Consider the following 24,987-nt stretch of genomic DNA (forward strand, 5'->3'; position numbering starts at 1 on the left):
CCCTCCGGTGAAGTCTCGAGGCGCCCCTGTGGCGTACCCGGACCCTTCCGATGATGGCACGCGGCCGACGGCGCACGGCGATAACCAGTGGCGGAATTGTCGGTGCCGCTTGCCACAATGGACCTGGAGGTAAGCAATCAACATGGCTCTCGACCCTTACAAGCGGCTGTTCCGGCTCCCCGGCGTGCGGACGTTACTCCTGGTGGGCCTGATCGCCCGCATCCCCACCACCGCGACGGGCATGGCGTTGACGCTCTATGTCGTCAACGGCCTGGGGCTCGGCTTCGGGCAGGCAGGGCTGGTCACCATGGCCAGCACCGTCGGCATGGCCGTCGGGTCGCCGCTGACGGGCAGGTTCGTCGACAAATACGGTCTGCGGCCGGTCCTCACCGTCACCACCGTCGCGCAGGCGGCGTTCTGGGCGGGCGCGTGGGCGCTGCCGTACGCGGGGCTGGTCGTGGCGGCGGCGGTGGCGGGGCTGCTGGGGCAGCCGGTGTTCAGCGTGATCAGGCAGTGCCTGGCGGCCATGGTGCCGGTCGAGCACCGCAGGGCCGGCTTCTCGCTCGACTCGATGCTGGTCGAGCTCGCCTACATGGTCGGCCCGGCGCTGGCCGTGGCCGGGATGACCACGCTCGGCAGCGGGCCGACGCTGGCGGCCATCGCGGTCGGGCTGACCGGCTCGGGCGTGGCGCTGATCGCGCTCAACCCGCCGACCCGCTCGGCCGAGGAGCTGAAGGCGCCCGCGGCGAGGGTGCCCCGGCGGCAGTGGCTCACGCCCGCCTTCGTCGCGCTGCTGGGCACGGTGGCCGCGGCCACGTTCGTGCTCACCGCGACCGAGCTCGCCCTGGTCGGCACCATGGAGCACGCCGATCAGACCCCGTGGATCGGGCTCGCGGTCTCCATCTGGTGCCTTTACTCGCTCGCCGGCGGCTTCGTGTACGGTGGGCTGTCGCGCGGCGTCTCGCCCCTGGCCCTCATCGCGGGCATGGGCCTGCTGACCGTTCTGGCCTCGCTGGCCGGTGGCGACTGGTGGTGGCTCATGTTGGCCCTGCTGCCCGCCGGTGTGCTCTGCGCCCCCTCGCTGTCCTCCACGGTCGACACCGTCAGCCGCTGGGTGCCCGCGGGCGCCAGGGGAGAGGCGATGGGCTTCCACGGCACCGCCCTGCTGATCGGCGGGGCGCTCTCCGCGCCGATCGCCGGGGCGATCATCGACGCGCACGGCCCCGCCTGGGCGTTCGTGGTGGCCGGGCTCACTGGGGTGGCGATGGTCCTGGTCGCGCTGCCGTTCTGGCGCCGGCGGCCCCAGCCGATCGCGGTGCCGGCCGAGGTCGCGGAGCCAGTTGTCGCCACGAGTTTACCCTTACGAAACGAGTCCGTTGCGTATCGGAATAAGCTTGCGATACGGTAGCGTTGCGAAACTCAAGCGTATCGAAATTAAGGTGCTTCCATGGATGCGAACACAGGACACCCACGCCGCTGGCCCATCCTCGGCGTGCTGGTGTTCAGCCTGCTGGCGGTCGTGCTCGACAACACGATCCTCAACGTGGCGATGAAGACCATCGCAGACCCCAACCTCGGTCTGGGCGCGACCCAGAGCGAGCTGGAGTGGGCGATCAACTCCTACACGCTGGTGTTCGCCGGATTGCTGTTCACCTTCGGGGTGATCGGTGACCGCACCGGACGCAAGCGGATGCTGTTCATCGGCATGTTGATGTTCGGCCTGGCCTCGCTGGCCAGTGCCTACGCACAAGATCCGATGCAGCTGATCCTGGCCCGGGCGGCGATGGGCATCGGCGGCGCGGCCATCATGCCCGCGACCCTGGCCATCATCTCCAACGTCTTCCCGCCGAGCGAGCGTGGCAAGGCCATTGGCGTCTGGGCCGGTGGCGTCGGCCTGGCGGTGGCGATCGGCCCGATCACCGGCGGCGTGCTGATCGAGCACTTCTGGTGGGGCTCGGTCTTCCTGGTCAACGTGCCGATCGTGATCATCAGCATGATCCTCATCGGCACGGTCGTGCCGGAGTCGCGTGACCCCAAGCCGTCGAAGCTCGACCCGATCGGCGTGGTGCTGTCCATCATCGGCCTGGTCGCCATCGTCTACGGCATCATCCGCGGCGGCGAGCTGGCCACCGTGGCCTCCGCCGAGGTGCTCACCCCGACGCTGATCGGTGTGGCGGTGCTGGCGGCGTTCGTCTGGTGGGAGCGGCGTACCGACCACCCCGCCTTCGACGTGCGTAACTTCGGCAACGTCCGGTTCTCCTCCGCCATCGGCATGATGGGCATCGTCTTCTTCGCGATGATGGGCGGGATGTTCTTCCTGACCTTCTACATGCAGATCGTGCTGGGCTTCACCCCGGTGCAGGCGGGCGCGCTGATGATCCCGTTCGCCGCGGCGCAGCTCATCTTCGCGCCGCTCAGCCAGCGGGTTAACCAGCGCTTCGGAGCCAAGCTCTCCTCCGTGGTCAGCATGCTGGTGGTAACCGCGGCGCTCACCAGCTACGCGTTCCTCGACCAGAGCACGCCGATCGTGATCATCGAGATCATCTTCTTCGTGCAGGGCGCCGCGATGGCCAACATCATGCCTCCGGCGACCACCGCCATCATGGAGGCGCTGCCCAGGGAGAAGGCCGGTGTCGGCTCGGCGATGAGCAACACCGTCCGCCAGATCTCCGGCGCGCTCGGCGTGGCCGTGCTCGGCTCGGTGCTGTCCTCCAGCTACCGGGGCGAGATCGCGCCCGCCCTGTCCGGTCTCGGCCTCCCGGCCGACGCCCAGCACGCCGCCGGTGAGTCGATCATGGCGACGGTCGGCGCCGCGCACGCCCTCGGCCAGCACGGGCAGGCGCTGATCCAGCCCGCCTTCAACGCCTTCCTCCACGGCATGCACACCACGGCCCTGGTCTCCGCGGTGATCGCGCTGCTGGGCGTGCTGGTCGTGCTGAAGTGGATGCCGGGCAAGGCACGCGCGGTGCAGCAGGTGGAAAAGAAAGAACCAGCGGTAGTGTGAGGCCGCGATGACGATCCAGGAATCCACGACGGCCCGTCCGGCGGGCCGTCCGCGCAGCGAAAAGGCCGAGAAGGCGATCATCGAGGCGACACTCGACCTGATCGCCGAGGGCATGGGCGTGTCGGAGCTGTCCATCGAGGCGATCGCCTCGAGGGCGGGCGTCGGCAAGACGACCATCTACCGGCGCTGGTCCAACAAGGAGGACCTGGTGGTCGACGCGCTCGCCACGCTCAGGGCACCGCTGCCGCGGCTACTCCAAGAGTCGGTGCGCGACGACCTGATCGTCCTGCTGGAAGTGATCCGTAAGGAAGCGGGCGAGTCCCGGGGCCGGTGCGTGATGAACATCGCGATGAGCGAGGCGGATCGCTACCCGCGGCTGATGGAGCGCTTCATGAAGCGCGCCGTCGAGCCGCGCAAGCTGGCCATGCGCGGCACGCTGGAGCGTGGCGTCGCCTCGGGCGAGCTGAGGCCGGACCTCGACATCGATCTCGCCATGGCCATGCTGTCCGGGACCATGATGCACCACACCAAGTGGGCGCCGGCCGGCGACCTGCCCGCCGACCTGCCCGCGCGGATCGTCGACGCGGTCATAGCGGGGATCGGGCCCAGGGCTGAGATCAGGCCTCAGGGTTGAGATTCGGACGGCCGGGAGATTCTCCCGGCTGTTTTGATCTTGGCTCTAGGCAGAACATGAGTCCTGTTCTAGCGTCGCGGCCATGCCCCCCATGCGCAGGTTCGCCACCGTCGTCGCTTTGAGCTCGTCCCTGCTGCTCCTGCTCGCCGCCCCAGCGCTGGCCCACGAGGAGCGCCCGGTCACGCTGCCCGACGGTTCGGGCACCTTACCCGTCTTACGCAGGGCGGAGCCTGATCTGCTGGTCTGCAAAACAGACGCGGACGACTTCGCCCGAAGAATTGCGACGTTCCCGGAACCCATCAAACAACGCAACCTCCACCTTTTCGCGAAATGTCGGGACAAGGGGGTGAGGGATCTGCAGGAGGCCGTCGACAAGGTCGACCGGCCGGGCATGACCATCGCTGTACTCCCCGGTCTCTACCAGGAAGAGCCCAGCCAGGCCGCCCCGACCGGCGACTGCGCCCACCTCCCGGCCCGCTGGTCCACCTGGGGCTACCAGATCCTCTCCTTCGAACAGCAGCAGCGCTGCCCGCACAACCAGAACCTCGTCGCCATCCTCGGCAAGAAGGACCTCCAGATCGAGGGCACCGGCGCGTCCCCCCTCGACGTGATCGTCGATGCCCAGTACCGCAAGCTGAACGCCATCCGCGCCGACCGCACCGACGGCGTCTACTTCAGGAACCTCACCGCCCAGCGCACCACCTTCAACTCCCTGTACATCCTGGAGACCGACGGCTTCGTCATCGACCAGGTGCTCACCCGCTGGAACGACGAGTACGGCTTCCTGACCTTCGCCAGCGACCACGGCCTCTACACCGACTGCGAGGCGTACGGCAACGGCGACGGCGGCCTCTATCCCGGCAGCGCCTCCAACCTCAACAACGGCCGCGGCCACGAGGTCACGCGCTACGCCATCGAGATCCGCCGCTGCAAGAGCCACGACAACGCGCTCGGCTACTCGGGCACCGCGGGCGACTCGATGTGGGTCCACGACAACGAGTTCTACGACAACATGGTCGGCGCCACGATGGACAGCCTCTGGCCCAGCCACCCCGGCCTGCCGCAGAACCACGCCACGTTCGAGAACAACAAGATCCACGACAACAACAAGGACTACTACGAGTACACGCGCAACGGCACCTGCGCCAAGCCACCGGCCCAGCGCGGCTACGAGCAGGGCGTGGTCTGTTCCCAGACGGGCGCCCCGCCGGGCACCGGCGTGCTGGTCGCGGGCGGCAACTACAACGTCTTCAGGAACAACCAGATCTGGGGCCACAACCGCGCGGCCTTCGGGCTCTTCGGCGTCCCCGCGTTCATCAGGGGCGAGAACGACCTCGCCAAGCAGGCCGACACCTCGAACTTCAACCGCTACGAGGGCAACGTCTTCGGCGTGAGCCCCACCGGGGAGCGGCGCCCCAACGCACTGGACGTCTGGTGGGACGGCCAGGGGACCGGCAACTGCTGGCAGGCCGACGTGGGCCGATCCTCGCCGGCGGTGCTGCCGGTCTGCGCGGCCAAGGCGCCCACGCTGTCGGGTGGCTCAAGCCGCTGGCTGGCCGAACCGGTGAAGCTCATCAAGCTCTACCTGTGCGCCGACTTCAGCGCCGCGCAGGCGCGGCTGCCCGCGGGCTGCGACTGGTTCGGCGCCGTCGGCCTCGGCAAGGTGGAGGCCCAGCTGGCTTTGGGCGGCTCGGTGGCGTTCGCGCTGCTCGCGGTCCTGTTCTGGCGGCGGACCGGCCAGGCCGTACGGCGGCGCAAGGGCGATCCGGCGGCCAACGGGGTGCCGCCGGCGATGGCCGCGCGCAGCGAGTACCGGCACCGGCTGGTGGTGGCCGGGAGCCTGTGCGGGTTCCTGGGTCTGGCACTGGACGTGGTGGCCGCCGCCACGGGCGGCACGCTGGTGGCGGCGCTGGCGCTGCTGCTCATGGCGGGCTGGTGGCTCTGCCTGGGCGCGGCGCTGCGGCGGGGGCGGCCGGTCTTCGGCTGGCTCACGATCGTGCTGGGGCTGCTGGCCGCCGCGGACGCGTTCGACCGGGTGGTCTACCTGATACCGGTGATCCCGCTGGGGCCCGGCTGGATCCGGGGGCTGCTCACCGGGTTCTGGGTGCTCTGCGCGGTGGTCGTCCTGGCGCCCAGGCGGGGCGGGAGTACGGCGGAGCACGCGTCGGCCGAAGCCGAGGTGCCGGCGTGAGCGCTCGCGTGAGTGCTCGCGTGAGGCGGGTCGTCGTCGTGGTGGCGTGGGCCTCGGTTGGTGCCCTGGTGTGTACGGTGGTGGCGGGGTGCGGGCCGCTGTCGCAGACCCACCACAATCCCGGCAACAGCCACGAGGTCTCCACGGGACGGCCCAGCGCGCGGCCGAACGCGGAGATCACCATCGCCGGGGGCAAGGTGAGCCCGCCGTCGGGATGGCTGGAGGTGACCAAGGGGCGGCCGGTCAGCATCACGGTGACCAGCGACGTCGCGGACGAGGTACACGTGCACGGCTACGACCTCAAGGCCGAGCTGCGCCCCGGCGAGCCGGTGACGCTGCGGTTCACCGCGGACCTGACCGGCGTGTTCCAGGTGGAGACGCATCGGAGCAAGCTCGTACTCACCCAGGTGGCGGTGCGATGACAGGCGCCACCGGGACGGCCGGCGTGCTGGCGCATGGGATCGGTGGTCGCAGCGATCTGCCGATTCCGCTTTTCTACGCCTATGCCGGGGCATTCGCCGCGCTCGTGGTGTCCTTCCTGGCGCTCGGGCTGCTCTGGGCGGACTCCCGTTTCCACGGCGATCGGGCGGGGCGGGTGCTCCCGTTGCGGCCGCCCGCCCGGCCGTCGCGGGTGCTCACCCTCCTGGCCGTCGCGTACACGCTGGGCTGGGTCGTGGCCGGCCCCGCTGACGGCAACGCCGGGCCATACCTGGTGTATGTGCTCTTCTGGGTCGGGCTCGTGCCCGCTTCGCTGCTGTTCGGGCCGGTGTGGCGGGTGCTGAATCCGTTCCGGCTGCTGCCCGACCGGCCGCGCGCGCCGCTGCCGCCGCGGCTCGGCTACTGGCCCGCCGCCGTCGGCCTGCTGGCGTTCACCTGGATGGAGCTGGTCGCGCCCGAGCCCGCCGCGCCCGCGACGCTACTGGTCTTCTGCGGCCTGTACGGCACGGCGCAGCTGGCCGGGACCCTGGTGTACGGCCACGCGTGGCTGTCCAGGGGCGACCCGTTCGAGGTGTACTCGACCCTGATCGGCCATCTGTCACCCCTCGGCAGGCGGCCCGACGGCAAGCCGGTGCTGCGCAACCCGTTCGACGGCCTGGACGCCCTCGAACCGGCCCCCGGCCTGGTGGCCACCGTCTGCGTACTGCTCGGGGGCACCGGCTACGACGGCTTCTCCTCGTCGCCCGCCTGGCTGAACGTCCTGCAGTCCGGCTCCCTGGGCAAGGCCGGGCTCGGCACGCTCGGCCTGCTGGGGGCCATCGCCGGGGTGGCGGTGCTGTACGGCGCCTGCCTCGGGCTGGCCGGACTGATCGGCGGGACCAGGGGACTGGCGCCCCGCTTCGCCCATTCGCTGGTGCCGATCGCCATCGGTTACCTGATCGCGCACTATTTCTCGCTGCTCGTCATCGAGGGCCAGCGCGCGATCATCCTGTCACTCGGCCTCGACGCCTCGGTGGACCAGAACGTGGTCAGCCCGGCCACGATCGCCACGGTCCAGGTGCTGGCCATCGTGATCGGGCACGTGGTGGGGGTGGTCGCCGCGCATGACCGGTCCGTCCGCCTGCTGCGGCCGGACCGGGCGGTGGCGGGGCAGATCCCGCTGTTCGTCCTGATGATCTGCTACACGATCGGCGGCCTCACCCTGCTCTTCGCCTGAAGCGCTCTTCGCCTGAAGGGCTCTTCGCCTGAAGGGCTCTTCGCCTGAAGGGGCTTGGGTGCTGCGGCGTTCGCAGGTGCGAGTCTGGTCACAATGCCCCCAGCCCGCGCATGGCGATCTCGACGGCCCGCCGGCCCGCCTTCAGGTACTCCTCTTCCGACTGGCCGTGCAGCTCCCCGCAGGCGCGCGTCGCCGCTTGGACGGCGCCCAGCAGGGAGCCGAGCGCGGCCGCCGCGCTGATCGGGTCCAGCTCGTCCGGGAAGGCCTTCAGGAACGCGCCCGCGATCTTGCTCTGCAGGTCGAACAGCACGTGCAGGGCCCTTCGCCTGTACGGCCGGGACGGTCATGAGCAGGTTGCTGTAGACCTCCATCCGCTCGCGTGTTCGAGCGGTTCCCGACGCTACGCCTGGACGTACCGCCCGAGGAGGTGCCCTTGCGCACCGACATGATGATCTACGGCGTGCACCGGCTCCCGGTCACCTGGGACGTGGTGTGATGCGCATCGACGTGGACCCGGAACGCTGCTGCGTCGCGGGCATGTGCGTGCTCAGCGCTACTGAAGTGTTCGACCAGCGCCCCGACGACGGGTAGTGGTCCTGCTCGACCCCACGCCGCCGCCCGAACTCCACGCGGCCGTCCGCGAGGCCGCGCTGCTGTGCCCGGCCACGGCCATCGCTTTGACGGAGGAGCCGTGAGCGGCGTGCTCATCGTCGGCGCCTCGGCCGGCGGGCTCACCGTGGCGGAGGTGTTGCGGGCCAAGGGGTACGCCGGGCGGATCCGGCTGGTCGGACCCGTATCCGCCCTATGACCGGCCACCGCTGTCGAAGGAGGTGCTGGCCGGAGCCTGGCCCGCCGAACGCGCCATTCTGCGCGACCCCGCCCGGCTCGACACGCTCGGCGCCGCCTCCCGTACGGTGGATCTCGACGAGGGGCGAACGCTGTCCGGTCGCCGTTCCTGCGGGACCTCGTCGGCGTGCACACGTCGCGTACTCAGGACCTCGTCGGCCTGCACACGTTGCGCACTCTCGACGACGCCCTGGCCCTGCGCGAGTCTCTTCGCGCGCAACCACGTGAAGACCTGAGGAGAGATCACTGGGCAGGCCCGCCTGGCATGTCGTGGCGCGGGCGGTCTTCGGGCGGTCTCGGGACGTTCGTCGGGCGGTTATGGAGTGGACGAGCGGCTCAGGTGTCGAGTCGGTACAGGCGGAAGAAGTCGTTGTCGACCGGCAGCACGGTGCACCGGGCGAAACCGGCCTCACGTGCCCACTCTCCGACGGTCTCTGCGCGCAGCACCGTGCCCGTGGCCGCCGAGGGCTTCTCGGCGAGTTGTGCCGGCAGGCAGTGTGTGACGCTCCAGCCGTACATCATCCGTTCGACCTTGTCGCCGGGTGCGCTGAAGCGGTCGGCCACCCGCTCGTCCACGATGAGGACCGTGCCGCCAGGGGTGAGGGCCGTGTGGACGGCTCGCAGCACCTGGACCGGCTGGGGGAGGTCGTGCAGGGCTTCCAGAATGAGCACGAGGTCGTACGGGCCGGTGTCGGGCAGGTGCTGGGCGTCGGCGTGCAGGAACCGCACGCGTCCTTCGAGATCGTCCCCAGCGGCCTGGTGGCGGGCGTCGGCGATCGAGGCCACGTCCAGGTCGAGGCCGTCCACCCGCCGGGGAAGGCGCGGGCCATCGCCAGGGTCGACCATCCCTGTCCGCAACCGACGTCGGCGAGGTGCGGGTGCGGCGCCGCCTCCAGGCGGGCCACGACGTCCGGCATCGCTGCCAGCCAGTCGGTGGGCAGTTCGTGGGTGAAGGCGGGGCGGTTGATGTGGCCCTGGCCGTGGCGGAAGGCATGACCGTAGTCCTGGTAGGGAATGCCGTCACCGGTGCGGTAGGCCTGCGCCACCCCGGTCAGGACGCCGCCTATCCCGGCGAGCATGTGGGCCAGCGGCGCCACATGCGCGGGGTCGTCGACGTGTGTCAGCACACGCGCGTACGGGGGGTCCAGGCGGTAGCGCCGCTCCCCGTCGGCGGCCTCGGGCAGGTAGACCGAGAAGAGCTCAAGGGCGCCGATGGTGCTGTCCAGCAGGCGTTCGACGAGCTGATCGGTACGGGCTTCCGGGCTGGCGCTGGTGTCGATGTTCAAGGCGTCCATGGCCGCCTCTTTCTCCTCAACGACGTCATGGCAGAAACGTCGCCTGCCCGAAGACCCGCCGGTATGCGGGATGACACGTACGCGAAGACGCATTTTGGGGTTTGGTTGCCGGTCGGCGACCGCCGCGTACTTCGGGCGAGCCGGAGGCGACCTGCCCTTTGCCCGTCAGATCCCTCTACCTGGATCGGCCCACACTTGGTTGGTGGGAGCAAGTCGATGGCCACGCCGGTGTGTCAGTGACGTAGAAGCGTCAGGCTCGTCTGGTCGCCGGCGATGGTGAGCTGGGCTTGGCCGCCGACCGGAAAGGTGGCCAAGGGGTTGGTATGGCCGACGTCGATGTTGGCCAGGACGGGGATGCCGGTCAGCGTCGGCTGGGCGTCGATGATCTGTTCCAGCAATGGGCGGGTCATATTGCTGGCGCGCTGGAACCGTCCGATCGCCAGTCCTCGAATCCTCGCAGCGTCGGGAAGCTGCAGCAGCGAGGTCAGGTTGCGGGCGAAAGTCGCCGGCTGCGACTCGAAGTCATCCTCGATGATCAGTATCGCGTCGTCGAGGGATGGCATGAAGGGGGTGCCCTGCAGCAGGTTGAGGGTGCACAGATTGCCGCCGACGATTCGCCCCTCGGCGACGCCGGGCCGGATCGGCCACCATCCCTCGTTGGGTGTCAGCTCGCGCTTGTCCTGGTCGAGGAACCAGAGATCGTCACTCCAGTGTGTTGCCGGGGTCAGGGTGATCGAAGCGGTGTCGAACATGACCGAGGTGAACCAGCGCAGGGTCTGTTCGAGGTGGTCTCGCATCCCGAACGTCGACCAGTGCGGGCCGGAGTAGGTGACCAAACCGGTGCGGGCGAGGATGGCGTTCTGCAGCGCCGTGATATCGGAGTATCCGCACAGGATCTTCGGGTTGGCGCGGATCAAATCCCAGTCCAGGTACGGCAGTAGCTCATTGGAGTTGTAGCCGCCGATGACCGTCAGAATCGCCGCGACCGATGGGTCCGCGAATGCCTCGTGCAGATCGGCGACCCGTGAGGCGATGCTGGAGGAGTTGAACGCGTCTCGCTCGTCGACATGGCTGCCATAGGAGAGCGTCAGGCCGAGCTCGGCGAACCGAGAGTCGATGATGTCGGTGTGGTCGTGTTCCATCACGAACGCGCGGGACACGGCCGGCGCCACCACCCGTATGACGTCGCCATCGGTCAGCTTGGGAGGCAGGATCACATCCATCATTGTCGGATTGTATGGGGCAAGGTTTCAGCTCGGGAGCGTTGCGGGAGGGCCTGGCGTGACCGATGGTGCCGGTAGCCTTGCGCCCCCTCTATTCCCGGTCAGGGAGGTACTGGTGTGCTCTCCCTCGCACGGCCGAGGCTTCCTACGGTGGATGTCATGACCACCACTTCTCTCCAGTTGAACAACGGCGTCGTGATGCCGGCCCTCGGCTTCGGCGTCTTCCAGTCGTCCCCGGAAGAGACCGCCGCGGCGGTCGAGACCGCGTTGAAGACGGGCTACCGGCACATCGACACCGCTGCCGCGTACCGCAACGAGCGCGAGGTGGGCGAGGGCATCCGCCGTTCGGGGCTGGACCGCTCGGAGGTGTTCATCGAGACCAAGGTCTGGGTGAGCGACTACGGGTACGACCAGACCTTGCACGCCTTCGACAAGGCCGCCGGGAAGCTCGGTGTGGAGCAGATCGACCTGCTGATCCTGCACCAGCCGGCGCCGAAGGCCTTCGATAAGACCATCGCCGCCTATCGAGCGCTCGAGAAGCTCCTGTCCGAGGGGAAGGTCCGCTCCATCGGGATCAGCAACTTCATGCCCCGGCACCTGGCCGAGCTGATCGAGCACACCGATGTCGTGCCCGCGGTGAACCAGATCGAGCTGCACCCCTACTTCACCCAGCCCGAGGTGCAGCAGGCCGACGCCGAGTACGGCATCCTCACCCAGGCGTGGTCGCCCATCGGCGGCATCACCTTCTATCCCGGCTGGGGCAACGAGGACCGCAAGAGCACGCTTACCGATCCGGTGCTGCGCGAGATCGCCGACGCGCACGGGAAGACGCCGGCACAGGTCATGCTCCGCTGGCACCTGCGGCAGGGGCGTTCCGCCATCCCGAAGTCCGTCAATCCCGCCCGCATCGCCGAGAACTTCGATGTGTTCGACTTCGAACTGTCGGCCGAGGAGATCACGCGCATCGACGCGCTCGACACCGGCGTACGCGTCGGTCCGGACCCCGACGAGCGGGACCCGCTCAGCCTGGGGATCGTCATCCCGGAGGCGTAAGCGCCGCTTCGCCTGACGACCGGGCAACGCTCGGAGCCGGCCAGGGGGCCGCTTCATCAACTCCGGTGATTACTCCAGCCGTAGCCGTGGTCTCTGAGGCTGTCTGCGGCCGGCGGAAACCCAGGTGATCTCGGTGCGCCCTCTGGGTAGAGTCGGGCAGTGCCCGACGAGTCCGGACGGCTTGCGGTACCTGCTCGGCCGGGCCAGGTGGGAGGCCGACCTCGCTGTGATCCGCGCCGGAGTACCAGGCCCATCTGCTCGCCGAGGAAGCGCACATAGGCGGGTATCGCGGCGATGGCTGGGATCGGCACGGCTCCGGCCAGCCACATCAGGAACGTATGGCGATCGACCCGCCTGCGGGACTCCTCTTCTCGGGCCGGCTTCTCTTTCTGCATCCGGAGACGTGCGGCGGTGCGGGCACGGGAACGTGATGGCATCGGTGGTTCTCGTCCGGAGGGAAGGGGCGAGACCAATGACAACATGTCGTCGCTCACCGCGCTACTGCAATCACGAAAAGTGAGAATGAGTCGGGAGGTGAGCGAGCCGCAGGGCGTAGTGGGGTCCGCCCAGGAGTCTTTCGGGGCTGATGGGGTTGCGGGTGATCAGGTGCTGGCGTTGGCCAGATGAAGGTCGCGCACCAGGTCGATGAAGTCCACTAGCGCGCATTCATGACGGCTCTGGCTGGTGGAAAGAGGTGTCGAACTGGCGTGGGGCCGGGGGAGCGCGAGGGGGCTGGCAAGCCCCCTCGCCCAGGGGGCGAAGCCCCCAGTGAGGCTGCCCGAGCACAGCGAAGACCATGCCTGTCGGGGGGTCGAAGGGGGCGGTAGCCCCTGGGAGGCGCTGCCCGAGCCATGAGCGCGCAGCGCCCCCGTGACGAGGACCATGCCTCAGGAGGTGGTTTCGCGCCACCTGTTGGTGATCGGGAGGCGGCGGTCGCGGCCGAAGTTCTTCGGGGTGATCTTCGGGCCCGGCGGGTATTGCCGGCGCTTGTACTCCGCCGTGTCCACCAGCCGGATGATGCGCGTCACCAGGGCGGGGTCGTGGCCGGCCGCGATGAGCTCCTGTACGCCCATGTCCTTCTCGACGTAGTCGTCGAGCAGCCGGTCCAGCACCTCGTACGGTGGCAGCGAGTCGGTGTCGCGCTGGTCGGGCCGCAGCTCGGCGCTCGGCTCCTTGGTGATCGAGTTCTCCGGGATGGGCCGCTCGGCGTCGAGGCGGAACGACGGGTCGCCGTGGGCGTTGCGCCAGCGGGACAGCTCCCACACCATCGTCTTCGGTACGTCCTTGATCGGGGCGAAGCCGCCCGCCGAGTCGCCGTACAGCGTGGAGTAGCCCGTCGCCAGCTCGCTCTTGTTGCCGGTCGTCAGCACCAGGTGGCCGTGCTCGTTGGACAGGCCCATGAGGATCGTGCCGCGGACGCGGGCCTGAAGGTTCTCGGCGGCCAGCCCGGACAGGTCGATCTCCTTCTCGAAGGCGTCGACGATCTCGCCGATCGGCACCACCTGGGCGTTGATGCCCTGCCTGCGTACCAGCTCCTCGGCGTCGCCGAGGGAGTGGTCGGAGGAGTAGCGCGAGGGCATCAGCACCACGTGGACCCGCTCGGGCCCGATCGCGTCGGAGGCGATGGTCGCGGTCAGCGCCGAGTCGATGCCGCCGGACAGGCCGAGGATCACCGACTGGAAGCCGTTCTTGACCACGTAGTCGCGTACGGCGAGCACCAGCGCCGAGTAGACCTCCGCGTGGGGGTCCAGCCGCTCCGCCACCCGGGCGGGCACGGGCTCGCGCGGCTCGACCGGGTCGGACGACAGCACCAGGCGGTCCACGGTGATGGTGGAGCCGTCGCCCGCGTCGTACGAGAACGACCCGGTCTCGGCGGTGGAGACCGGAAGGTCCAGGTCCACCACGAGCAGCTCCTCACGGAACTGCCCCGCGCGCGCCACCAGCTCGCCCGCCGCGTCCACCACGATCGAGTCGCCGTCGAAGACCAGCTCGTCCTGCCCGCCGACCTGGTTGACGTAGACGAGCGCGCACCCGGCCTCACGCGCCCTGCGCGCGCACAGCTCCAGGCGTACGTCGTCCTTCTCCTTCTCGTACGGCGAGGCGTTGGGCGCCACCAGCAGACCGGCACCCGCCTGGCCCACCACGGCCACCGGGCCGCCCTCCTGCCACAGGTCCTCGCAGACCGCGATCGCCACGTCGACCCCGTGCAGCCGGAAGATCGGCAGCCGGTCGCCGCGCACGAAGTAGCGGTATTCGTCGAACACCCCGTAGTTGGGCAGGTGGTGCTTGGCCGTGCGGACGACCACCTCGCCCCGGTGGAGCACCGCGGCGGCGTCGAGCGAGGCCCCCTTGGGCTGGCCGATGCGCGGCGCGAGCCCCGCCCGGTCGACGTAGCCGACGACCACGGGCAGCTCGCCCAGCCCTTCCTCCCGCAGTCTGAGCGCGACCTCGCCCAGCGTCCTGATGCTGGCGTCCACGAAGGACGTACGCAGGACCAGGTCCTCTACTGGATAGCCGGTGAAGAACATCTCCGTGAAGACGACCAGGTGCGCGCCGCGCTCCGCGGCGTCGCGGGTCCACGTGAGCAGTCGGTCGGCGTTGCCGGAGAGGTCGCCTACGGTCGGGTTCGTCTGTGCCAGCGCGATACGGAGTTGTGCCACAGAGGTCAGCCTAGTACGGCGCCGTTTTTATCGTCCAAGCGACGAGAAGTGGGTTGTCTCACATGCCTTCCTGGAGGGCGCGCCGCCTGATCGCCGGGCCGAGCGCCAGCATGGCCACCGCGGACAGGAGCCCGACGCCGCCCACCGTGAACCACAGGGCCTGCGGCCCCACGTCCAGCAGCGCCCCACCGGCCAGCGGCGCCAGCACCGAGGCGACCGCCCACGCGAACCCGAACAGCCCCGAGTAGCGCCCCCGCAGATGCGCGGGCGCCAGCGCCGCGACGACGGTCCCCGCGATGCCCGCCGTCATGATCTCGCCGGCCGTCCAGACGGCGATGGTGACGCCCAGCCAGACGGCATCGGTGACGAAGGCGGTGAGCGCGAACCCGGCTCCCGTGATGGCCAGTCCCAGCGCGAGCGTCCTGGCGGCGTCCAGGCGGCCGATCCAGCCGGACACCAGCGGTTGCACGATGACGATCAGCACTCCGTTCAGCGCCATCGCCACCCCGAACTCCCCGGTGGACAGTCCCGCCTGCTTGACCATCGCGACCGGCAGCATGGTCACCGTCTGCAGGTACACCAGCGCCTGCCCCAGCACCACGAGCGTGAAGGCGACCATCACCCGATCGCGCAGCACCACGCCGAACCCGCCCGCCGACTCCCGCTCGGCCGTGCGGGTCTCGGGGACCGCCCGCCAGACCAGTACGGCGAAGACCACGCTGCTGACGGCGTCGATCCAGAACAGCCAGCCGAACCCGAGCTGGGCCAGCCACCCGCCCGCCGTCATCCCGACCGCGTAGCCGAGGTTGATGGCCCAGAACAGCAGCCCGTACGCCCTGGGTCGCTCCACCGGCGAGACCAGGTCCGCCACCAGGGCGTTGGACGCGGGCCGGTAGGCGTCGACCACCAGCCCCAGCGCGAACATCGAGGCCGTGATCGCGGCCAGGGAGGTGCTGTATCCCAGCGCCAGCATCGCGGCCGCGGTGGCGAGCATGCTGCCGGACAGCGTGGCCCGCCGCCCGATCCGGTCGGTCAGCCACCCGCCGAGCAGCTGCGAGATCAGCGACCCCGCCCCGAACACGGCCATCACGAGTCCCGCGCCCGCCACCGAGACGCCCCTGGCCTGCGTCAGGTAGACGCCGGTGAACGGCATCACCATGGTGCCCAGGCGGTTCACCAGCGTGCCGCTCCACAGGGCCCAGAACGGCCGGGGGAGCCCGCCCACCTGGGACCTCAGGAACGACCGCTTCTCAACGACAGTGCTAGTCACGGACCAAGACTGATCGTTCGCCTTTGGTGGCCGCGAACGATTTAGGGCACACTAAAAGGTATGGCGGTGACCTGGGTGATGCGGCCGGAGGACGTCGCGCGGATCAGGTTCGCGTTCTCCCCGATGTGGGAGCTGGTCGCCAGCCTGCGTACGCTGCAGGATCCCGCCAGGCAGTCGATCCACCTGCCGTGGATCAAGTGCGTGCGCCCCCGCCTCGCGGAGCTGGACCTGACCGAGTTGTTCGCGCTCGTCCCGCCGAGCGGCTATCTCGCCGACTTCATCACGCCGCCGCCCGACACGCCGCTGCCGGACTTCACCGCCGAGCTGGATCGCGTACGGCTCACTCCGCCGGACCGGGCCCGCGCTGAGGCGGCCCAGGTACAGGGAGCGGACCGGGCGGTGATCGAACGGTTCATGGCCGATCCGGCGGCGGGCGTGGCCCGGGTCGCCGACGCGCTGCGGGCTTACTGGGAGACGTGCTTCGCCGAGTTCTGGCCGCGGGTCTACGGGCTGCTGGAGCGCGACGTACTGCGCAGGTCACGGCAGCTGGCCCAGGGCGGTGCCCGCGAGCTGTTCGCCGCGCTCGATCCGGCCGTGGAGTGGACGGGGGAGCGGCTGCACATCGACCGGCCGTGGTGCACCCTGGAAGGGCTGCACGGTGACGGGCTGGTGCTGGTGCCGAGCGCGTTCTACTGGCCGTCGGTGGCCGTGATGTCGGCCCCGTACCAGTCGATGCTGGTCTATCCGGTGCTGGGCGTCGGGACGCTGTGGGAGCAGGGCCCGCCGCCCGCGCCTGAGGCGCTGGCGGCGCTCATCGGGCGCAGCCGGGCGCGGATCCTGCTCGCGCTGGCCGAGCCCAGCACGACCTCGGCGCTGGCCGGGCGCATGTCGCTCACGCCCGGCGCGGTCAGCCAGCACCTCGGCGTGCTCAGCGGCGGCGGGCTGGCCGTCGGGATGCGCGTCGGCAAGCAGGTCGTGTACCGCCGCACCGCCGCGGGCGACACGCTGGCCGCGAGCACACCCGCGACGGCCGCTCCCACGTCCGCAACGCCCGCCATCGCCGGTCGTCAGTTGTAGCGGGTGGACTCCAGGAGCCAGTCGAGGTGGGCGCGCGGCGCGGCCAGGTAGGCGCACGCCACCTTGCTCACGTCGCGCGCCAGGCTGGGCGTGAGCGTGTCGAGCGGCAGGCGCCGGGCCGCCTCCTGCATGTCCTGGCAGCGTTCGGCGATCCGGTCGAGCACCCAGGCCGTGGCCTCCGGCTGGTCCAGGCCGAGCTGGTGCATCACGACCACGACGAGGTTGTGCCCGTCGCCGCGTTCCTTGGGCAGTGACGCCACGTCGTTGCACCAGGCGGTGACGTCGGTGCAGGCGTCGACGAGCTGCTGCCACGGCTCGCAGGCGTGCACCCACGCGGGCACCTCCACGCGCAGGCACGGCTCCACGAGGTCGTAGAGGTACGGGCCGACGGTCCCCCTGCGCAGCGCCGGATACTGCTCCAGGGTCGGTATGCGGCCCGTGGCGCGGTTCTCGGCCTCGATGCGGCAGGCGTCGTGCTGACGCCGCAGATTGGCCGCGAACCTGGTCCGCCACAGATCGCTCATCCGGGCACTGGTCACCCGCCACAGGTCGGCGAAGGCCGCCTCCAGCGGGTGGGCCGCGCCGCCCGCCAGCAGGCCCTGGAAGACCTCCAGCCGGCCCGGCCCCTCGTCGAGCTCGTCGTCGAGGTTGAACAGCCAGGTCAGCCACTGCGCGAACAGCGCCGCCGCGGCCGCGTCGAACTCGGCGAACGCGCGGCCCGCCATGCGGTGGAACCCCACACCGGGACCGGCGTGGAGATGGGTCCGCCGGGCCCAGTCCAGGACGGCCGCCTCGATCGCGTACACGGCCGGATGCATGCGGCAGGGCTCCGCCATGGCGGGCACCCGCTCGGTGAGCACCAGCAGCGTGGTGGCGGCGGGCGCCCCGCGGCGCGGCCCGGGCGCCAGCGGCTTCCACTGGAGCATGGACCGCAGGGCGGTACGCACCGAGGTGATCACATCGGTACTCATAGGGGGCCAAAGAGCCAGTTGCCCGCGGCGCTCGGGTCGTCACCGACGTAGTACTGCCGGGCGGCCACGATCAGCTCGTCCACGGTCAGCACGCCCTTGCCCGCCCGGTCGAGCCGGTCGAACGCCTCGTCCACGTCGTCGTAGGCGGTGCCGAAGGCGCTCAGCAGCGTACGGAACTCGCGGGGCCCGATCAGGCCGTCGCCGTCGTCGTCGCACAGGTCGGCCACGGCCGCCGTGGCGGGCCGGAACACCGGCTCGTACAGGTCGCCCTCGACGAACGCCGCCATCATCCCTTCGCGGAACTCCTCCCGCAAGATCTGGGTATCGGCGTCCCGGCCGAGCACGCCGGACAGGGTCGACCAGATCCCGTCGAATCCGTCGACGAGATCGCTGCCGGTGACCGAGGTTGGGGACTCTCCGAATCCCACCAGGAGCCGTGCACCCAACCCCAGCAGGTCCTCCCGCTCGATGACGCCCCCGCCGCCCGCGTCGATGTGGTCGAAAGCCCTATCAAGCTTGTGATTGAGCAGGTCGATAGCCACCAATGCCTCCCCCGAGACTGACTGCGTGATCACGATAGGTGCGGCCGGGCTCTTTGTCAGCGAGGCTCGCACCGGGACCCCACGTAACGTGTGCGAAACACGGACACGGCATCCTGATAGGGAACTCAGTACTGTCTTCGCTAGGGGATGCTTTGGACCGCCAGCAGGAGTTCGTGCTCCGCACGCTCGAGGAACGCGACATCCGGTTCATCCGGCTCTGGTTCACCGACGTTCTCGGCTTCCTGAAGTCGGTGGCGATAGCCCCGGCAGAGCTCGAAGGCGCCTTCGCCGAGGGCATCGGCTTCGACGGCTCGGCCATCGAGGGCTTCGCCCGGGTCTACGAGGCCGACATGCTGGCCAAGCCGGATCCGGCGACGTTCCAGATCCTGCCGTGGCGCAGCGAGACGCCGGGCGCGGGCCGCATCTTCTGCGACATCCTCATGCCGGACGGCTCGCCGTCGCACGCCGACCCGCGCTGGGTGCTCAAACGCACGCTCGCCAAGTGCGCCGACATGGGCTTCACCTTCTACACCCACCCGGAGATCGAGTTCTTCCTGCTGAAGAACCGGCCCGAGCCGGGCCAGCGCCCCGAGCCGATCGACTCCGGCGGCTACTTCGACCACACCCCGCACAGCTCGGGCCACGACTTCAGGCGCCAGGCGATCATGATGCTGGAGTCGATGGGCATCTCGGTCGAGTTCAGCCACCACGAGGGCGCGCCCGGCCAGCAGGAGATCGACCTGCGCTACGCCGACGCGCTCACCACGGCCGACAACATCATGACCTTCCGGCTGGTGATGAAGGAGGTCGCGCTGGAGCAGGGCATCTGGGCGTCCTTCATGCCCAAGCCGTTCACCGAGCACCCGGGCTCCGGCATGCACACCCACATGTCGCTGTTCGAGGGTGATCGCAACGCCTTCTACGAGGCCGGTGCCGACTACCAGCTGTCCAAGATCGGCCGCTCGTTCATCGCCGGGCTGCTCAAGCACGCCGCCGAGATCACCGCCATCACCAACCAGTGGGTCAACTCCTACAAGCGCCTCTGGGGCGGCGCGGAGGCCATCGCGGGCCAGGGCGGCGAGGCGCCCTCCTACGTCTGCTGGGGCCACAACAACCGGTCCGCGCTGGTACGAGTGCCGATGTACAAGCCGCACAAGGGCGGCTCGACGCGCATCGAGTTCCGCTCGCTCGACTCGGCCTGCAACCCCTACCTGGCCTTCGCGCTGATCCTCTCGGCCGGCCTGAAGGGCATCGAGGAGGGCTACGAGCTCCCGGCCGCCGCCGAGGACAACGTGTGGACGCTCACCAGCGCCGAGCGGCGCGCCCTGGGCATCCAGCCGCTGCCCCAGTCGCTGGACGAGGCCATCGCGGTCATGGAGCAGAGCGAGCTGGTGGCCGAGACGCTGGGCGAGCACGTCTTCGACTTCTTCCTGCGCAACAAGCGCTCCGAGTGGCGCGACTTCCGCCGCCAGGTCACGGAGTTCGAGCTCGGCCGCTACCTGCCGGTGCTGTAGACAGCGTGGAACCGCGTCGACGTCGTCAAACGGCGTCGACGCGCCATCCCTGGTGGAGCCGGCGCATCACTGTGTCCCGAGCGTCGGCTCGGGTGGTGGTCACTGGAACGCGTAGCACTCCACTTCGGCTCGGCGATACGACAGGTGCTTGGCCACGGAGTCCCGCACGCATGCGCGTTCGTTCCTGCTCAGCTGCAACATGCCGCACACGGTCACGCTGGAATAGGTGCGGCAATCCAGCGAGGGGTCGGCCTCCCCGACGCGGTAGTTCGCCCTGACCGTCGCGCGGCACTCCGAGCGTGCCTGCGATGTGTTGGCGTACCTGCACTGATGGATCAGGACCTCATACTGGGATTCGCTGACCTGGTGCCGGTCGCCATCCCAAGCGGGCATCGTTCCGAACATGGGGAGCAGCCACAACCCGGCGGCGGCGATGATGAATTTCATGGCTTCCCTCCAACACGCGCGAGGCACTGCCGGGGAGACGTCGCAGTCACATCACCTGCTGAACTACCCCCGTCCGGATACTTCAGTCGCAGATCATGACCTCGTGGGGGCCGACCGGCCGCAGGCCTGAGGCCGGCCGGGAACGCGCGGTGCCACGGGCCGGTCTCGTCGGAGGCCGAGGGGTGCCGCGTCGGTGGATCAGAAGTACTTCGAGGTCAGGTCCGTCGTCGGCCAGGTGGTGATCTTGACGGCGTTCATCTGGTCGTCGATCACGTCGAAGTCCGGCGTCCCGGTCTCCTCGCGCCGGTTGAACACCGCCGCGTAGCTCCACCCGTTCTGCAGCCGCGCCAGGTACGAGAACGTGCCCGGCATCGAGCCGTTGTGCCAGGTGTTGAGGTGCCCGGTCACCTGACGGACCCACCAGCCGCCGCCGTACCAGGAGCCGGAGGAGGTGACGCCGGTCTCCGGCTTGGCGAACAGCTTGGCGATCGACGCCGAGCTCAGCACCGTGCCCGGCCGGTCGAAAGCGAGCGTCCAGCGGACGAGGTCCACGGCCGAGGCCAGCCAGCCGCCGTTGGCGTCCTGGTTGGGCATGTTGAAGCCGCCGTACGGGTACGGCACGACGGTGCCTGACTCGTCCATGACGGTCTTGTTCGTGTACTGGGACTGGTACATCACCTCGCCGGACACGGCCTCGGTCCTGAGGCTCTTGCCGAGGCGCATCCGGGTGATGCCGAGCGGCTTGAGCAGCTTCGTCTTGACGTACATCTCGTACGACATGCCGGACACTTTTTCGATGATCCGGCCGAGCAGCAGGTAGCCGTAGTTGCTGTAGACCATCTTCGAGCCGGGGGCGAAGTCGAGCGGCCGGCCCGTGGCGTACTTGATGATCTCGGCGTGGCCGATCGGCAGCGGCACGTCCAGCGCGGCCGAGATCGTGTGGTCCAGCCAGAGCTGGTCCTGCTTGGAGGTGTCACGGTCCCAGCCGCCCAGGTGCTGCATCAGCCGGAGCACGGTGACCTGGTTCATCCGGGTGTCGGCGGGGGTGAGGCCGAGCAGCGTGGTCACCTTGGCCGAAAGGCTCAGCTTGCCGTCCTGCACCAGGCGCATGATGGCGGCGGAGGTGATGTTCTTGCTCAGGCTGGCGATGCGGAACAACGACGTCGGAGTGACGGCGGGGATCGCCTGGGCGCCGGTGCTGTAGCGATAACCGCGGGCCAGGACGATCTTTCCGCTCTTCATGACCGCCAACTGGGCGCAGGAGATCTCGCGTTCCTTCACAAAGGTCTTGATCACGTTGTCGAACCCGGCCAAGGAGGCGGGAGCGGTCCCCGACGTCTCCACCACCGGCACAGGGGCGGCGAGCGCCGGCCGAGCCGTCATCGCGGCGGCGGGTACGGCGACGGTCCCCGCCTTGAGCAGGCCCCTACGAGTGAACATTGTCACTTCTGACTCCAGGTAACGTCCGTGCAAAGTTGGGCCCGTATCTTACGGACATGGAGGATCCGGCGCAGCCCGGGTCGCCCGCTGGGAAGTTCTACGCCCCCGCGAGGGTTATGCGGTGGGCAAAGACCCCGTCGGGGTGTGGGAAACTGATCGTCCGTTAAAATCGGCTCGTTCCAAAACGACGTTTCGGATATTTCGCCATATGGGCGATGTTGGAGGGTGTGGCATGACGACGGCTGCCCTGCAGACCGTGCTGACCGTTCCTGAGCGTTTCAGGGGCCCGGCTGGAGTCGCCAACGGCGGCTGGATAGCCGGCACCATGGCGGAGGCCTTGGGCGGCGACAGATCGGCGGTCGAGGTCACGCTGCACGCGCCCACCCCGCTGGAGACCGACCTGTGCCTGGAGCACGTCGCCAACACGGTGTCGCTCCACGAGGGCGACAAGCTGCTGGTCGAGGCCATCCCGGTGGCCGAGGACCTGACGGCCCCCGAGTTCGTGCCGTTCAACGACGCCGCCCGCGCCGAGGCCGGCTTCCCCGGCTGGCGAGGCCACGCCTTCCCCGAGTGCTTCGCGTGCGGGCTGCGCGAGCCGGGTGACGGGCTGCGGATCTTCCCCGGCCCGGTCGAGGGGACCGACCTGGTGGCCGCCGGGTGGCGGGTGCCGTTCACGGTGGCCGACGAGGACGGCGTGCCCGCCTCCGTGGTGGGGGCGGCGCTCGACTGCATCACCGGCTGGGCCCACTTCAAGCCCGGTGAGTCGGCGCTGCTCGGGCGGCTGGCCGTACAGATCCATGGGCGGCTGTACGCGGGCGGGGCCTACTCCGTCGTGGCCCGCGCGACCGGCCGCGAGGGGCGCAAGCTCTTCGGCGAGAGCGCGATCTACGAGGTGGACGGCACCCTGGTGGCCGCCGCCCGCGCCACCTGGATCGCTCCCCGCGAAGCCTGAGATTCAGAATCCGGACGTGAGCCGGTCGGCGACGACCGACGCGCAGCGCTCGTCGAACATGATCGTGTAGTGGTTGCAGCCGGGGATCACCTCGTCGGTGAGCCCCGGCAGGCGCGCGGTCCACGTGGCGGCCAGCGCATCAGGCAGCATGCCGGTGTCCTGGTCGAGCAGCCCGCGCGGCGCCCTGAGCAGTGAGAGCGGCGCCCTGATCGCGCTCAGCGCCGCGCCGATGCGCTCCGACTCGGTGAGCATCCACCGTCCGTCCTCGCGCACCGCGTCACCGGCCACGCGCGAGCGCAGCGCGCCCTCGGTGCCGATCAGGTCGTAGCGTACGTACGCCTCGGCGTCGGCGTTCCAATTGTCGAGGAAGGCCGGGTGCGCCATGAAGAAGCCGACGTACGCCTCCGGCGTCGGGAACGTCCGGCGCAGCCGTTCCATGGCCGGTCCCAGGGTGGCCTCCAGGACCTCGTCGGGATCGGCGCCCTCGGGCATCGGCAGCGGGAGGCCGCCGTCGACCAGCACCACGCGGGCGAAGTCGCGTTCGGCACCGGCCAGCGCGGCGACGTAGGCGCCCATGGAGTGCCCGGTCAGCACGGCCTCCGGGCCCGCGCCCACGTGGTCGGCCACGCGCAGCACGTCTTCCGCGTGCTGGGTCAGGCCGTACGGGCCGGGCAGCGCGGCGCTGTGCCCGCGACCGCGCAGGTCCATCGCGACCAGAGACCAGTCGGCGGGCAGCAGGCGCGCCACCGTGGCCCAGGCCATCAGCGAGGCGGTGATCCCGTGCACCGCGATGATCAGGCGTGGTCCGGTGCCGAACGTGGCGACCCGCATGCCGTCGACCTCGTCGAGTCTCATAGCCGGATCCTAGGGACAAACCTTCTCGTAGGGCACTCCTGGCACGAAGCTTCGCCGCTCGCCGGGGCCCGATCGGTTCCTCCATGGGCAGGGGAGCTTGGCGAAAGTTTGGGTGGATAAATTACTCCTTATGAGGATTACGGTCATTGAGCATGAGGCAGACGCGCCCCTCGGCTACCTGGGTGACTGGCTGGGGCCGGTCTGCGACGTCGTACGGCCGTACCTGGGCGAGGAGGTTCCCGCGCGTGCCGCCGACGGCCTGATCGTGCTCGGCGGGGAGGCGGCCGCGTGGGAGGACGATCGCTGCCCGTGGCTGCCCGCCACCCGCGACCTGCTGGCCCGCTCCGTCGAGGACGGTACGCCCACGCTGGCCCTCTGCCTCGGCGCGCAGCTGATGACCCTGGCCTGCGGCGGCACCGTCGAGCGGGGCGGCGACGGGCTGGAGGTGGGCGCCTGCGAGGTGGTCGCCCTGCCCGCCGCGGCGGCCGATCCGCTGCTGTCCGGTGTCGGTACGGCCCTGGCCGTCCAGTACCACCAGGACGTGATGGCCCGGCTGCCCGACGGGGCGGTGCCGCTGATGACGGGCAGGCAGTACCCCAACCAGGCGTACCGGCTCGGCGCGGCGGCCTGGGCGATGCAGTTCCACCCCGAGGCCACGCCGGAGATCTTCACCTCGTGGACCACGGCCTCGGGTCTCGGCTCGGCCGGCGAGCTGAACGCGGCGGTCGGCGCGGCCGAGGATGCGCTCGTCGCCACCTGGCGGCCGGTGGCGGAGGCGTTCGGGCGGCTGGTCGCCGACAGGGCGCGGTCGGACCTCGACCGGGAGCCGGTGAGGGTCACCGGCGGCCGGTGCGGGGCCGGCTGAGGGCGTGGGCGAGTGCGTGGACGCCGCCCAGGACGAGTGGCAGCGCGGCCAGCCCGGCCAGGGCCGACCGACCACCGGCTGTCGGCACATCCGACGCCTTGAGCCGCCGCCACGCCCACACCGTGAACGGGATCACCACCACCGGCGCCGTCACCACGCCGGGCGTGTAGCCGCGCGCGACCGCCGACTGCACCAGATGCCCCACCCCGTGCAGCCCGAACCCGGCCAGCACCGCCTGGAACGCCGGGCTCCGTCCCCCGGTGCGCGCCCCCATGGCCGACGCCCCGGCCACGACGCCGCCCATCAGCCCGATCGCCACGGTCACCTGCCGCTGCGACATCTCCAGCCGCCGCCACGCGACCCGCGGGTAGCGCCGCTCCAGCTCCGGCCGGTTCTCGCGGGTCCAGCGGGCCATCGTGGCCAGCTCCTCCGCGTCGTGCGCCACCCAGGCCGCGAGCAGGCCCCACGTCACCGTCGCCGGCACGCCGTCCATC

General features: G+C 69.9%; 25 protein-coding genes. 14 read left to right on the forward strand and 11 right to left on the reverse strand.

Features of this window, described 5'->3' with window-relative positions:
• The first annotated feature begins 142 nt into the window (after window positions 1-142).
• From LDL49_RS40685 to LDL49_RS40710, 6 genes are all read left to right on the forward strand, one after another.
• On the forward strand, window positions 143-1,408 hold the full coding sequence (locus LDL49_RS40685) for an MFS transporter (RefSeq protein ID WP_225299806.1): 1,266 nt from the start codon (window positions 143-145) through the stop codon (window positions 1,406-1,408).
• Window positions 1,409-1,447: 39 nt separating this feature from the next.
• On the forward strand, window positions 1,448-3,004 hold the full coding sequence (locus tag LDL49_RS40690; protein ID WP_225299808.1) for an MFS transporter: 1,557 nt from the start codon (window positions 1,448-1,450) through the stop codon (window positions 3,002-3,004).
• Window positions 3,005-3,011: 7 nt separating this feature from the next.
• Window positions 3,012-3,638 (forward strand): TetR/AcrR family transcriptional regulator, encoded by a 627-nt coding sequence (locus tag LDL49_RS40695; RefSeq protein WP_225299810.1) that lies wholly within the window; start codon window positions 3,012-3,014, stop codon window positions 3,636-3,638.
• Between the two features lie 82 nt (window positions 3,639-3,720).
• On the forward strand, window positions 3,721-5,829 hold the full coding sequence (locus LDL49_RS40700) for a right-handed parallel beta-helix repeat-containing protein (RefSeq protein WP_225299812.1): 2,109 nt from the start codon (window positions 3,721-3,723) through the stop codon (window positions 5,827-5,829).
• Window positions 5,826-6,251, forward strand: coding sequence for a cupredoxin domain-containing protein (locus LDL49_RS40705; RefSeq protein WP_225299814.1), 426 nt, complete (start codon window positions 5,826-5,828; stop codon window positions 6,249-6,251). The genes LDL49_RS40700 and LDL49_RS40705 overlap by 4 nt, the downstream gene beginning before the upstream one ends.
• Entirely contained in the window at window positions 6,248-7,483 is a 1,236-nt protein-coding gene (locus tag LDL49_RS40710) for a hypothetical protein (RefSeq protein WP_225299816.1), read from the forward strand. The genes LDL49_RS40705 and LDL49_RS40710 overlap by 4 nt, the downstream gene beginning before the upstream one ends.
• 88 nt (window positions 7,484-7,571) lie before the next feature.
• Here the strand turns inward: LDL49_RS40710 and LDL49_RS40715 are convergent, their stop codons facing one another.
• Complete coding sequence (locus LDL49_RS40715; protein WP_225299818.1) at window positions 7,572-7,793, reverse strand: hypothetical protein; 222 nt, start codon at window positions 7,791-7,793, stop codon at window positions 7,572-7,574.
• Between the two features lie 185 nt (window positions 7,794-7,978).
• On the opposite strand from LDL49_RS40715, the gene LDL49_RS59405 reads away from it, so the two are divergent.
• A complete protein-coding gene (locus LDL49_RS59405) occupies window positions 7,979-8,074 on the forward strand; it encodes a ferredoxin (protein WP_372470543.1) in 96 nt (31 codons plus the stop codon).
• Entirely contained in the window at window positions 8,074-8,178 is a 105-nt protein-coding gene (locus LDL49_RS59410) for a ferredoxin (RefSeq protein ID WP_372470544.1), read from the forward strand. The genes LDL49_RS59405 and LDL49_RS59410 overlap by 1 nt, the downstream gene beginning before the upstream one ends.
• Before the next feature lie 487 nt (window positions 8,179-8,665).
• Here LDL49_RS59410 and LDL49_RS40725 read toward each other — a convergent pair whose 3' ends face one another.
• Window positions 8,666-9,175 carry a class I SAM-dependent methyltransferase gene (locus LDL49_RS40725; RefSeq protein ID WP_225299820.1) on the reverse strand — a complete coding sequence of 170 codons (510 nt, stop codon included), beginning with the start codon at window positions 9,173-9,175 and terminating at the stop codon, window positions 8,666-8,668.
• Between the two features lie 32 nt (window positions 9,176-9,207).
• Here LDL49_RS40725 and LDL49_RS40730 point away from each other — a divergent pair, with 32 nt between their 5' ends.
• Window positions 9,208-9,864: a hypothetical protein gene (locus LDL49_RS40730; protein WP_225299822.1), complete on the forward strand. Its 657-nt coding sequence runs from the start codon at window positions 9,208-9,210 to the stop codon at window positions 9,862-9,864.
• Here the strand turns inward: LDL49_RS40730 and LDL49_RS40735 are convergent.
• Window positions 9,858-10,850, reverse strand: coding sequence for a S66 family peptidase (locus LDL49_RS40735; protein ID WP_225299824.1), 993 nt, complete (start codon window positions 10,848-10,850; stop codon window positions 9,858-9,860). The two genes, LDL49_RS40730 and LDL49_RS40735, sit on opposite strands and share 7 nt — an antisense overlap.
• Before the next feature lie 156 nt (window positions 10,851-11,006).
• Between LDL49_RS40735 and LDL49_RS40740 the strand changes: the two genes are divergently transcribed.
• Window positions 11,007-11,900, forward strand: a complete 894-nt coding sequence (locus LDL49_RS40740) for an aldo/keto reductase (RefSeq protein WP_225299826.1) — start codon at window positions 11,007-11,009, stop codon at window positions 11,898-11,900.
• Between the two features lie 887 nt (window positions 11,901-12,787).
• On the opposite strand, the gene LDL49_RS40745 is transcribed toward LDL49_RS40740, so the two are convergent.
• Window positions 12,788-14,560, reverse strand: a complete 1,773-nt coding sequence (locus LDL49_RS40745; protein WP_225299829.1) for an NAD+ synthase — start codon at window positions 14,558-14,560, stop codon at window positions 12,788-12,790.
• Window positions 14,561-14,618: 58 nt separating this feature from the next.
• A complete protein-coding gene (locus tag LDL49_RS40750; RefSeq protein ID WP_225299831.1) occupies window positions 14,619-15,830 on the reverse strand; it encodes an MDR family MFS transporter in 1,212 nt (403 codons plus the stop codon).
• 60 nt (window positions 15,831-15,890) lie between these two features.
• Here LDL49_RS40750 and LDL49_RS40755 point away from each other — a divergent pair, with 60 nt between their 5' ends.
• Window positions 15,891-16,907 (forward strand): DUF5937 family protein, encoded by a 1,017-nt coding sequence (locus LDL49_RS40755; protein WP_225299833.1) that lies wholly within the window; start codon window positions 15,891-15,893, stop codon window positions 16,905-16,907.
• Here LDL49_RS40755 and LDL49_RS40760 read toward each other — a convergent pair.
• Together LDL49_RS40760 and LDL49_RS40765 are read right to left on the reverse strand one after the other, a co-directional pair.
• Entirely contained in the window at window positions 16,898-17,878 is a 981-nt protein-coding gene (locus LDL49_RS40760; protein WP_225299834.1) for a terpene synthase family protein, read from the reverse strand. The two genes, LDL49_RS40755 and LDL49_RS40760, sit on opposite strands and share 10 nt — an antisense overlap.
• Window positions 17,875-18,420, reverse strand: a complete 546-nt coding sequence (locus tag LDL49_RS40765) for an EF-hand domain-containing protein (protein WP_225299837.1) — start codon at window positions 18,418-18,420, stop codon at window positions 17,875-17,877. Before LDL49_RS40765 ends, LDL49_RS40760 begins: the two co-directional genes overlap by 4 nt.
• A 152-nt stretch (window positions 18,421-18,572) precedes the next feature.
• Here LDL49_RS40765 and glnA point away from each other — a divergent pair, with 152 nt between their 5' ends.
• Window positions 18,573-19,934, forward strand: a complete 1,362-nt coding sequence (glnA, locus tag LDL49_RS40770; protein ID WP_225299839.1) for a type I glutamate--ammonia ligase — start codon at window positions 18,573-18,575, stop codon at window positions 19,932-19,934.
• Between the two features lie 99 nt (window positions 19,935-20,033).
• Here glnA and LDL49_RS40775 read toward each other — a convergent pair whose 3' ends face one another.
• Together LDL49_RS40775 and LDL49_RS40780 are read right to left on the reverse strand one after the other, a co-directional pair.
• Window positions 20,034-20,381, reverse strand: coding sequence for a hypothetical protein (locus tag LDL49_RS40775; protein ID WP_225299841.1), 348 nt, complete (start codon window positions 20,379-20,381; stop codon window positions 20,034-20,036).
• A gap of 198 nt (window positions 20,382-20,579) precedes the next feature.
• Entirely contained in the window at window positions 20,580-21,821 is a 1,242-nt protein-coding gene (locus LDL49_RS40780; RefSeq protein WP_225299843.1) for a serine hydrolase domain-containing protein, read from the reverse strand.
• A gap of 232 nt (window positions 21,822-22,053) precedes the next feature.
• Between LDL49_RS40780 and LDL49_RS40785 the strand changes: the two genes are divergently transcribed.
• Entirely contained in the window at window positions 22,054-22,773 is a 720-nt protein-coding gene (locus LDL49_RS40785; protein ID WP_225299845.1) for a hotdog fold domain-containing protein, read from the forward strand.
• A 3-nt stretch (window positions 22,774-22,776) separates the two neighbouring features.
• Here LDL49_RS40785 and LDL49_RS40790 read toward each other — a convergent pair whose 3' ends face one another.
• On the reverse strand, window positions 22,777-23,628 hold the full coding sequence (locus tag LDL49_RS40790) for an alpha/beta fold hydrolase (protein WP_225299846.1): 852 nt from the start codon (window positions 23,626-23,628) through the stop codon (window positions 22,777-22,779).
• A gap of 130 nt (window positions 23,629-23,758) precedes the next feature.
• Between LDL49_RS40790 and LDL49_RS40795 the strand changes: the two genes are divergently transcribed.
• On the forward strand, window positions 23,759-24,493 hold the full coding sequence (locus tag LDL49_RS40795) for a type 1 glutamine amidotransferase (RefSeq protein WP_225299847.1): 735 nt from the start codon (window positions 23,759-23,761) through the stop codon (window positions 24,491-24,493).
• Here the strand turns inward: LDL49_RS40795 and LDL49_RS40800 are convergent.
• Entirely contained in the window at window positions 24,465-24,986 is a 522-nt protein-coding gene (locus LDL49_RS40800; protein ID WP_225299848.1) for an HXXEE domain-containing protein, read from the reverse strand. The genes LDL49_RS40795 and LDL49_RS40800 overlap by 29 nt on opposite strands.
• Window position 24,987: the final 1 nt, after the last annotated feature.

The sequence above is a fragment of the Nonomuraea aurantiaca genome (assembly GCF_020215705.1).
GTDB classification, from domain to species: domain Bacteria; phylum Actinomycetota; class Actinomycetes; order Streptosporangiales; family Streptosporangiaceae; genus Nonomuraea; species Nonomuraea aurantiaca.

Coding starts and splice junctions, on each gene's coding strand:
- LDL49_RS40685 (WP_225299806.1), top strand. CDS start 143: ATGGCTCTCGACCCTTACAAGCGGCTGTTCCGGCTCCCCGGCGTGCGG.
- LDL49_RS40690 (WP_225299808.1), top strand. CDS start 1,448: ATGGATGCGAACACAGGACACCCACGCCGCTGGCCCATCCTCGGCGTG.
- LDL49_RS40695 (WP_225299810.1), top strand. CDS start 3,012: ATGACGATCCAGGAATCCACGACGGCCCGTCCGGCGGGCCGTCCGCGC.
- LDL49_RS40700 (WP_225299812.1), top strand. CDS start 3,721: ATGCCCCCCATGCGCAGGTTCGCCACCGTCGTCGCTTTGAGCTCGTCC.
- LDL49_RS40710 (WP_225299816.1), top strand. CDS start 6,248: ATGACAGGCGCCACCGGGACGGCCGGCGTGCTGGCGCATGGGATCGGT.
- LDL49_RS59405 (WP_372470543.1), top strand. CDS start 7,979: ATGCGCATCGACGTGGACCCGGAACGCTGCTGCGTCGCGGGCATGTGC.
- LDL49_RS40725 (WP_225299820.1), bottom strand. CDS start 9,175: ATGGTCGACCCTGGCGATGGCCCGCGCCTTCCCCGGCGGGTGGACGGC.
- LDL49_RS40735 (WP_225299824.1), bottom strand. CDS start 10,850: ATGATGGATGTGATCCTGCCTCCCAAGCTGACCGATGGCGACGTCATA.
- LDL49_RS40740 (WP_225299826.1), top strand. CDS start 11,007: ATGACCACCACTTCTCTCCAGTTGAACAACGGCGTCGTGATGCCGGCC.
- LDL49_RS40755 (WP_225299833.1), top strand. CDS start 15,891: ATGGCGGTGACCTGGGTGATGCGGCCGGAGGACGTCGCGCGGATCAGG.
- LDL49_RS40760 (WP_225299834.1), bottom strand. CDS start 17,878: ATGAGTACCGATGTGATCACCTCGGTGCGTACCGCCCTGCGGTCCATG.
- LDL49_RS40775 (WP_225299841.1), bottom strand. CDS start 20,381: ATGAAATTCATCATCGCCGCCGCCGGGTTGTGGCTGCTCCCCATGTTC.
- LDL49_RS40780 (WP_225299843.1), bottom strand. CDS start 21,821: ATGTTCACTCGTAGGGGCCTGCTCAAGGCGGGGACCGTCGCCGTACCC.
- LDL49_RS40785 (WP_225299845.1), top strand. CDS start 22,054: ATGACGACGGCTGCCCTGCAGACCGTGCTGACCGTTCCTGAGCGTTTC.
- LDL49_RS40790 (WP_225299846.1), bottom strand. CDS start 23,628: ATGAGACTCGACGAGGTCGACGGCATGCGGGTCGCCACGTTCGGCACC.
- LDL49_RS40795 (WP_225299847.1), top strand. CDS start 23,759: ATGAGGATTACGGTCATTGAGCATGAGGCAGACGCGCCCCTCGGCTAC.
- LDL49_RS40800 (WP_225299848.1), bottom strand. CDS start 24,986: ATGGACGGCGTGCCGGCGACGGTGACGTGGGGCCTGCTCGCGGCCTGG.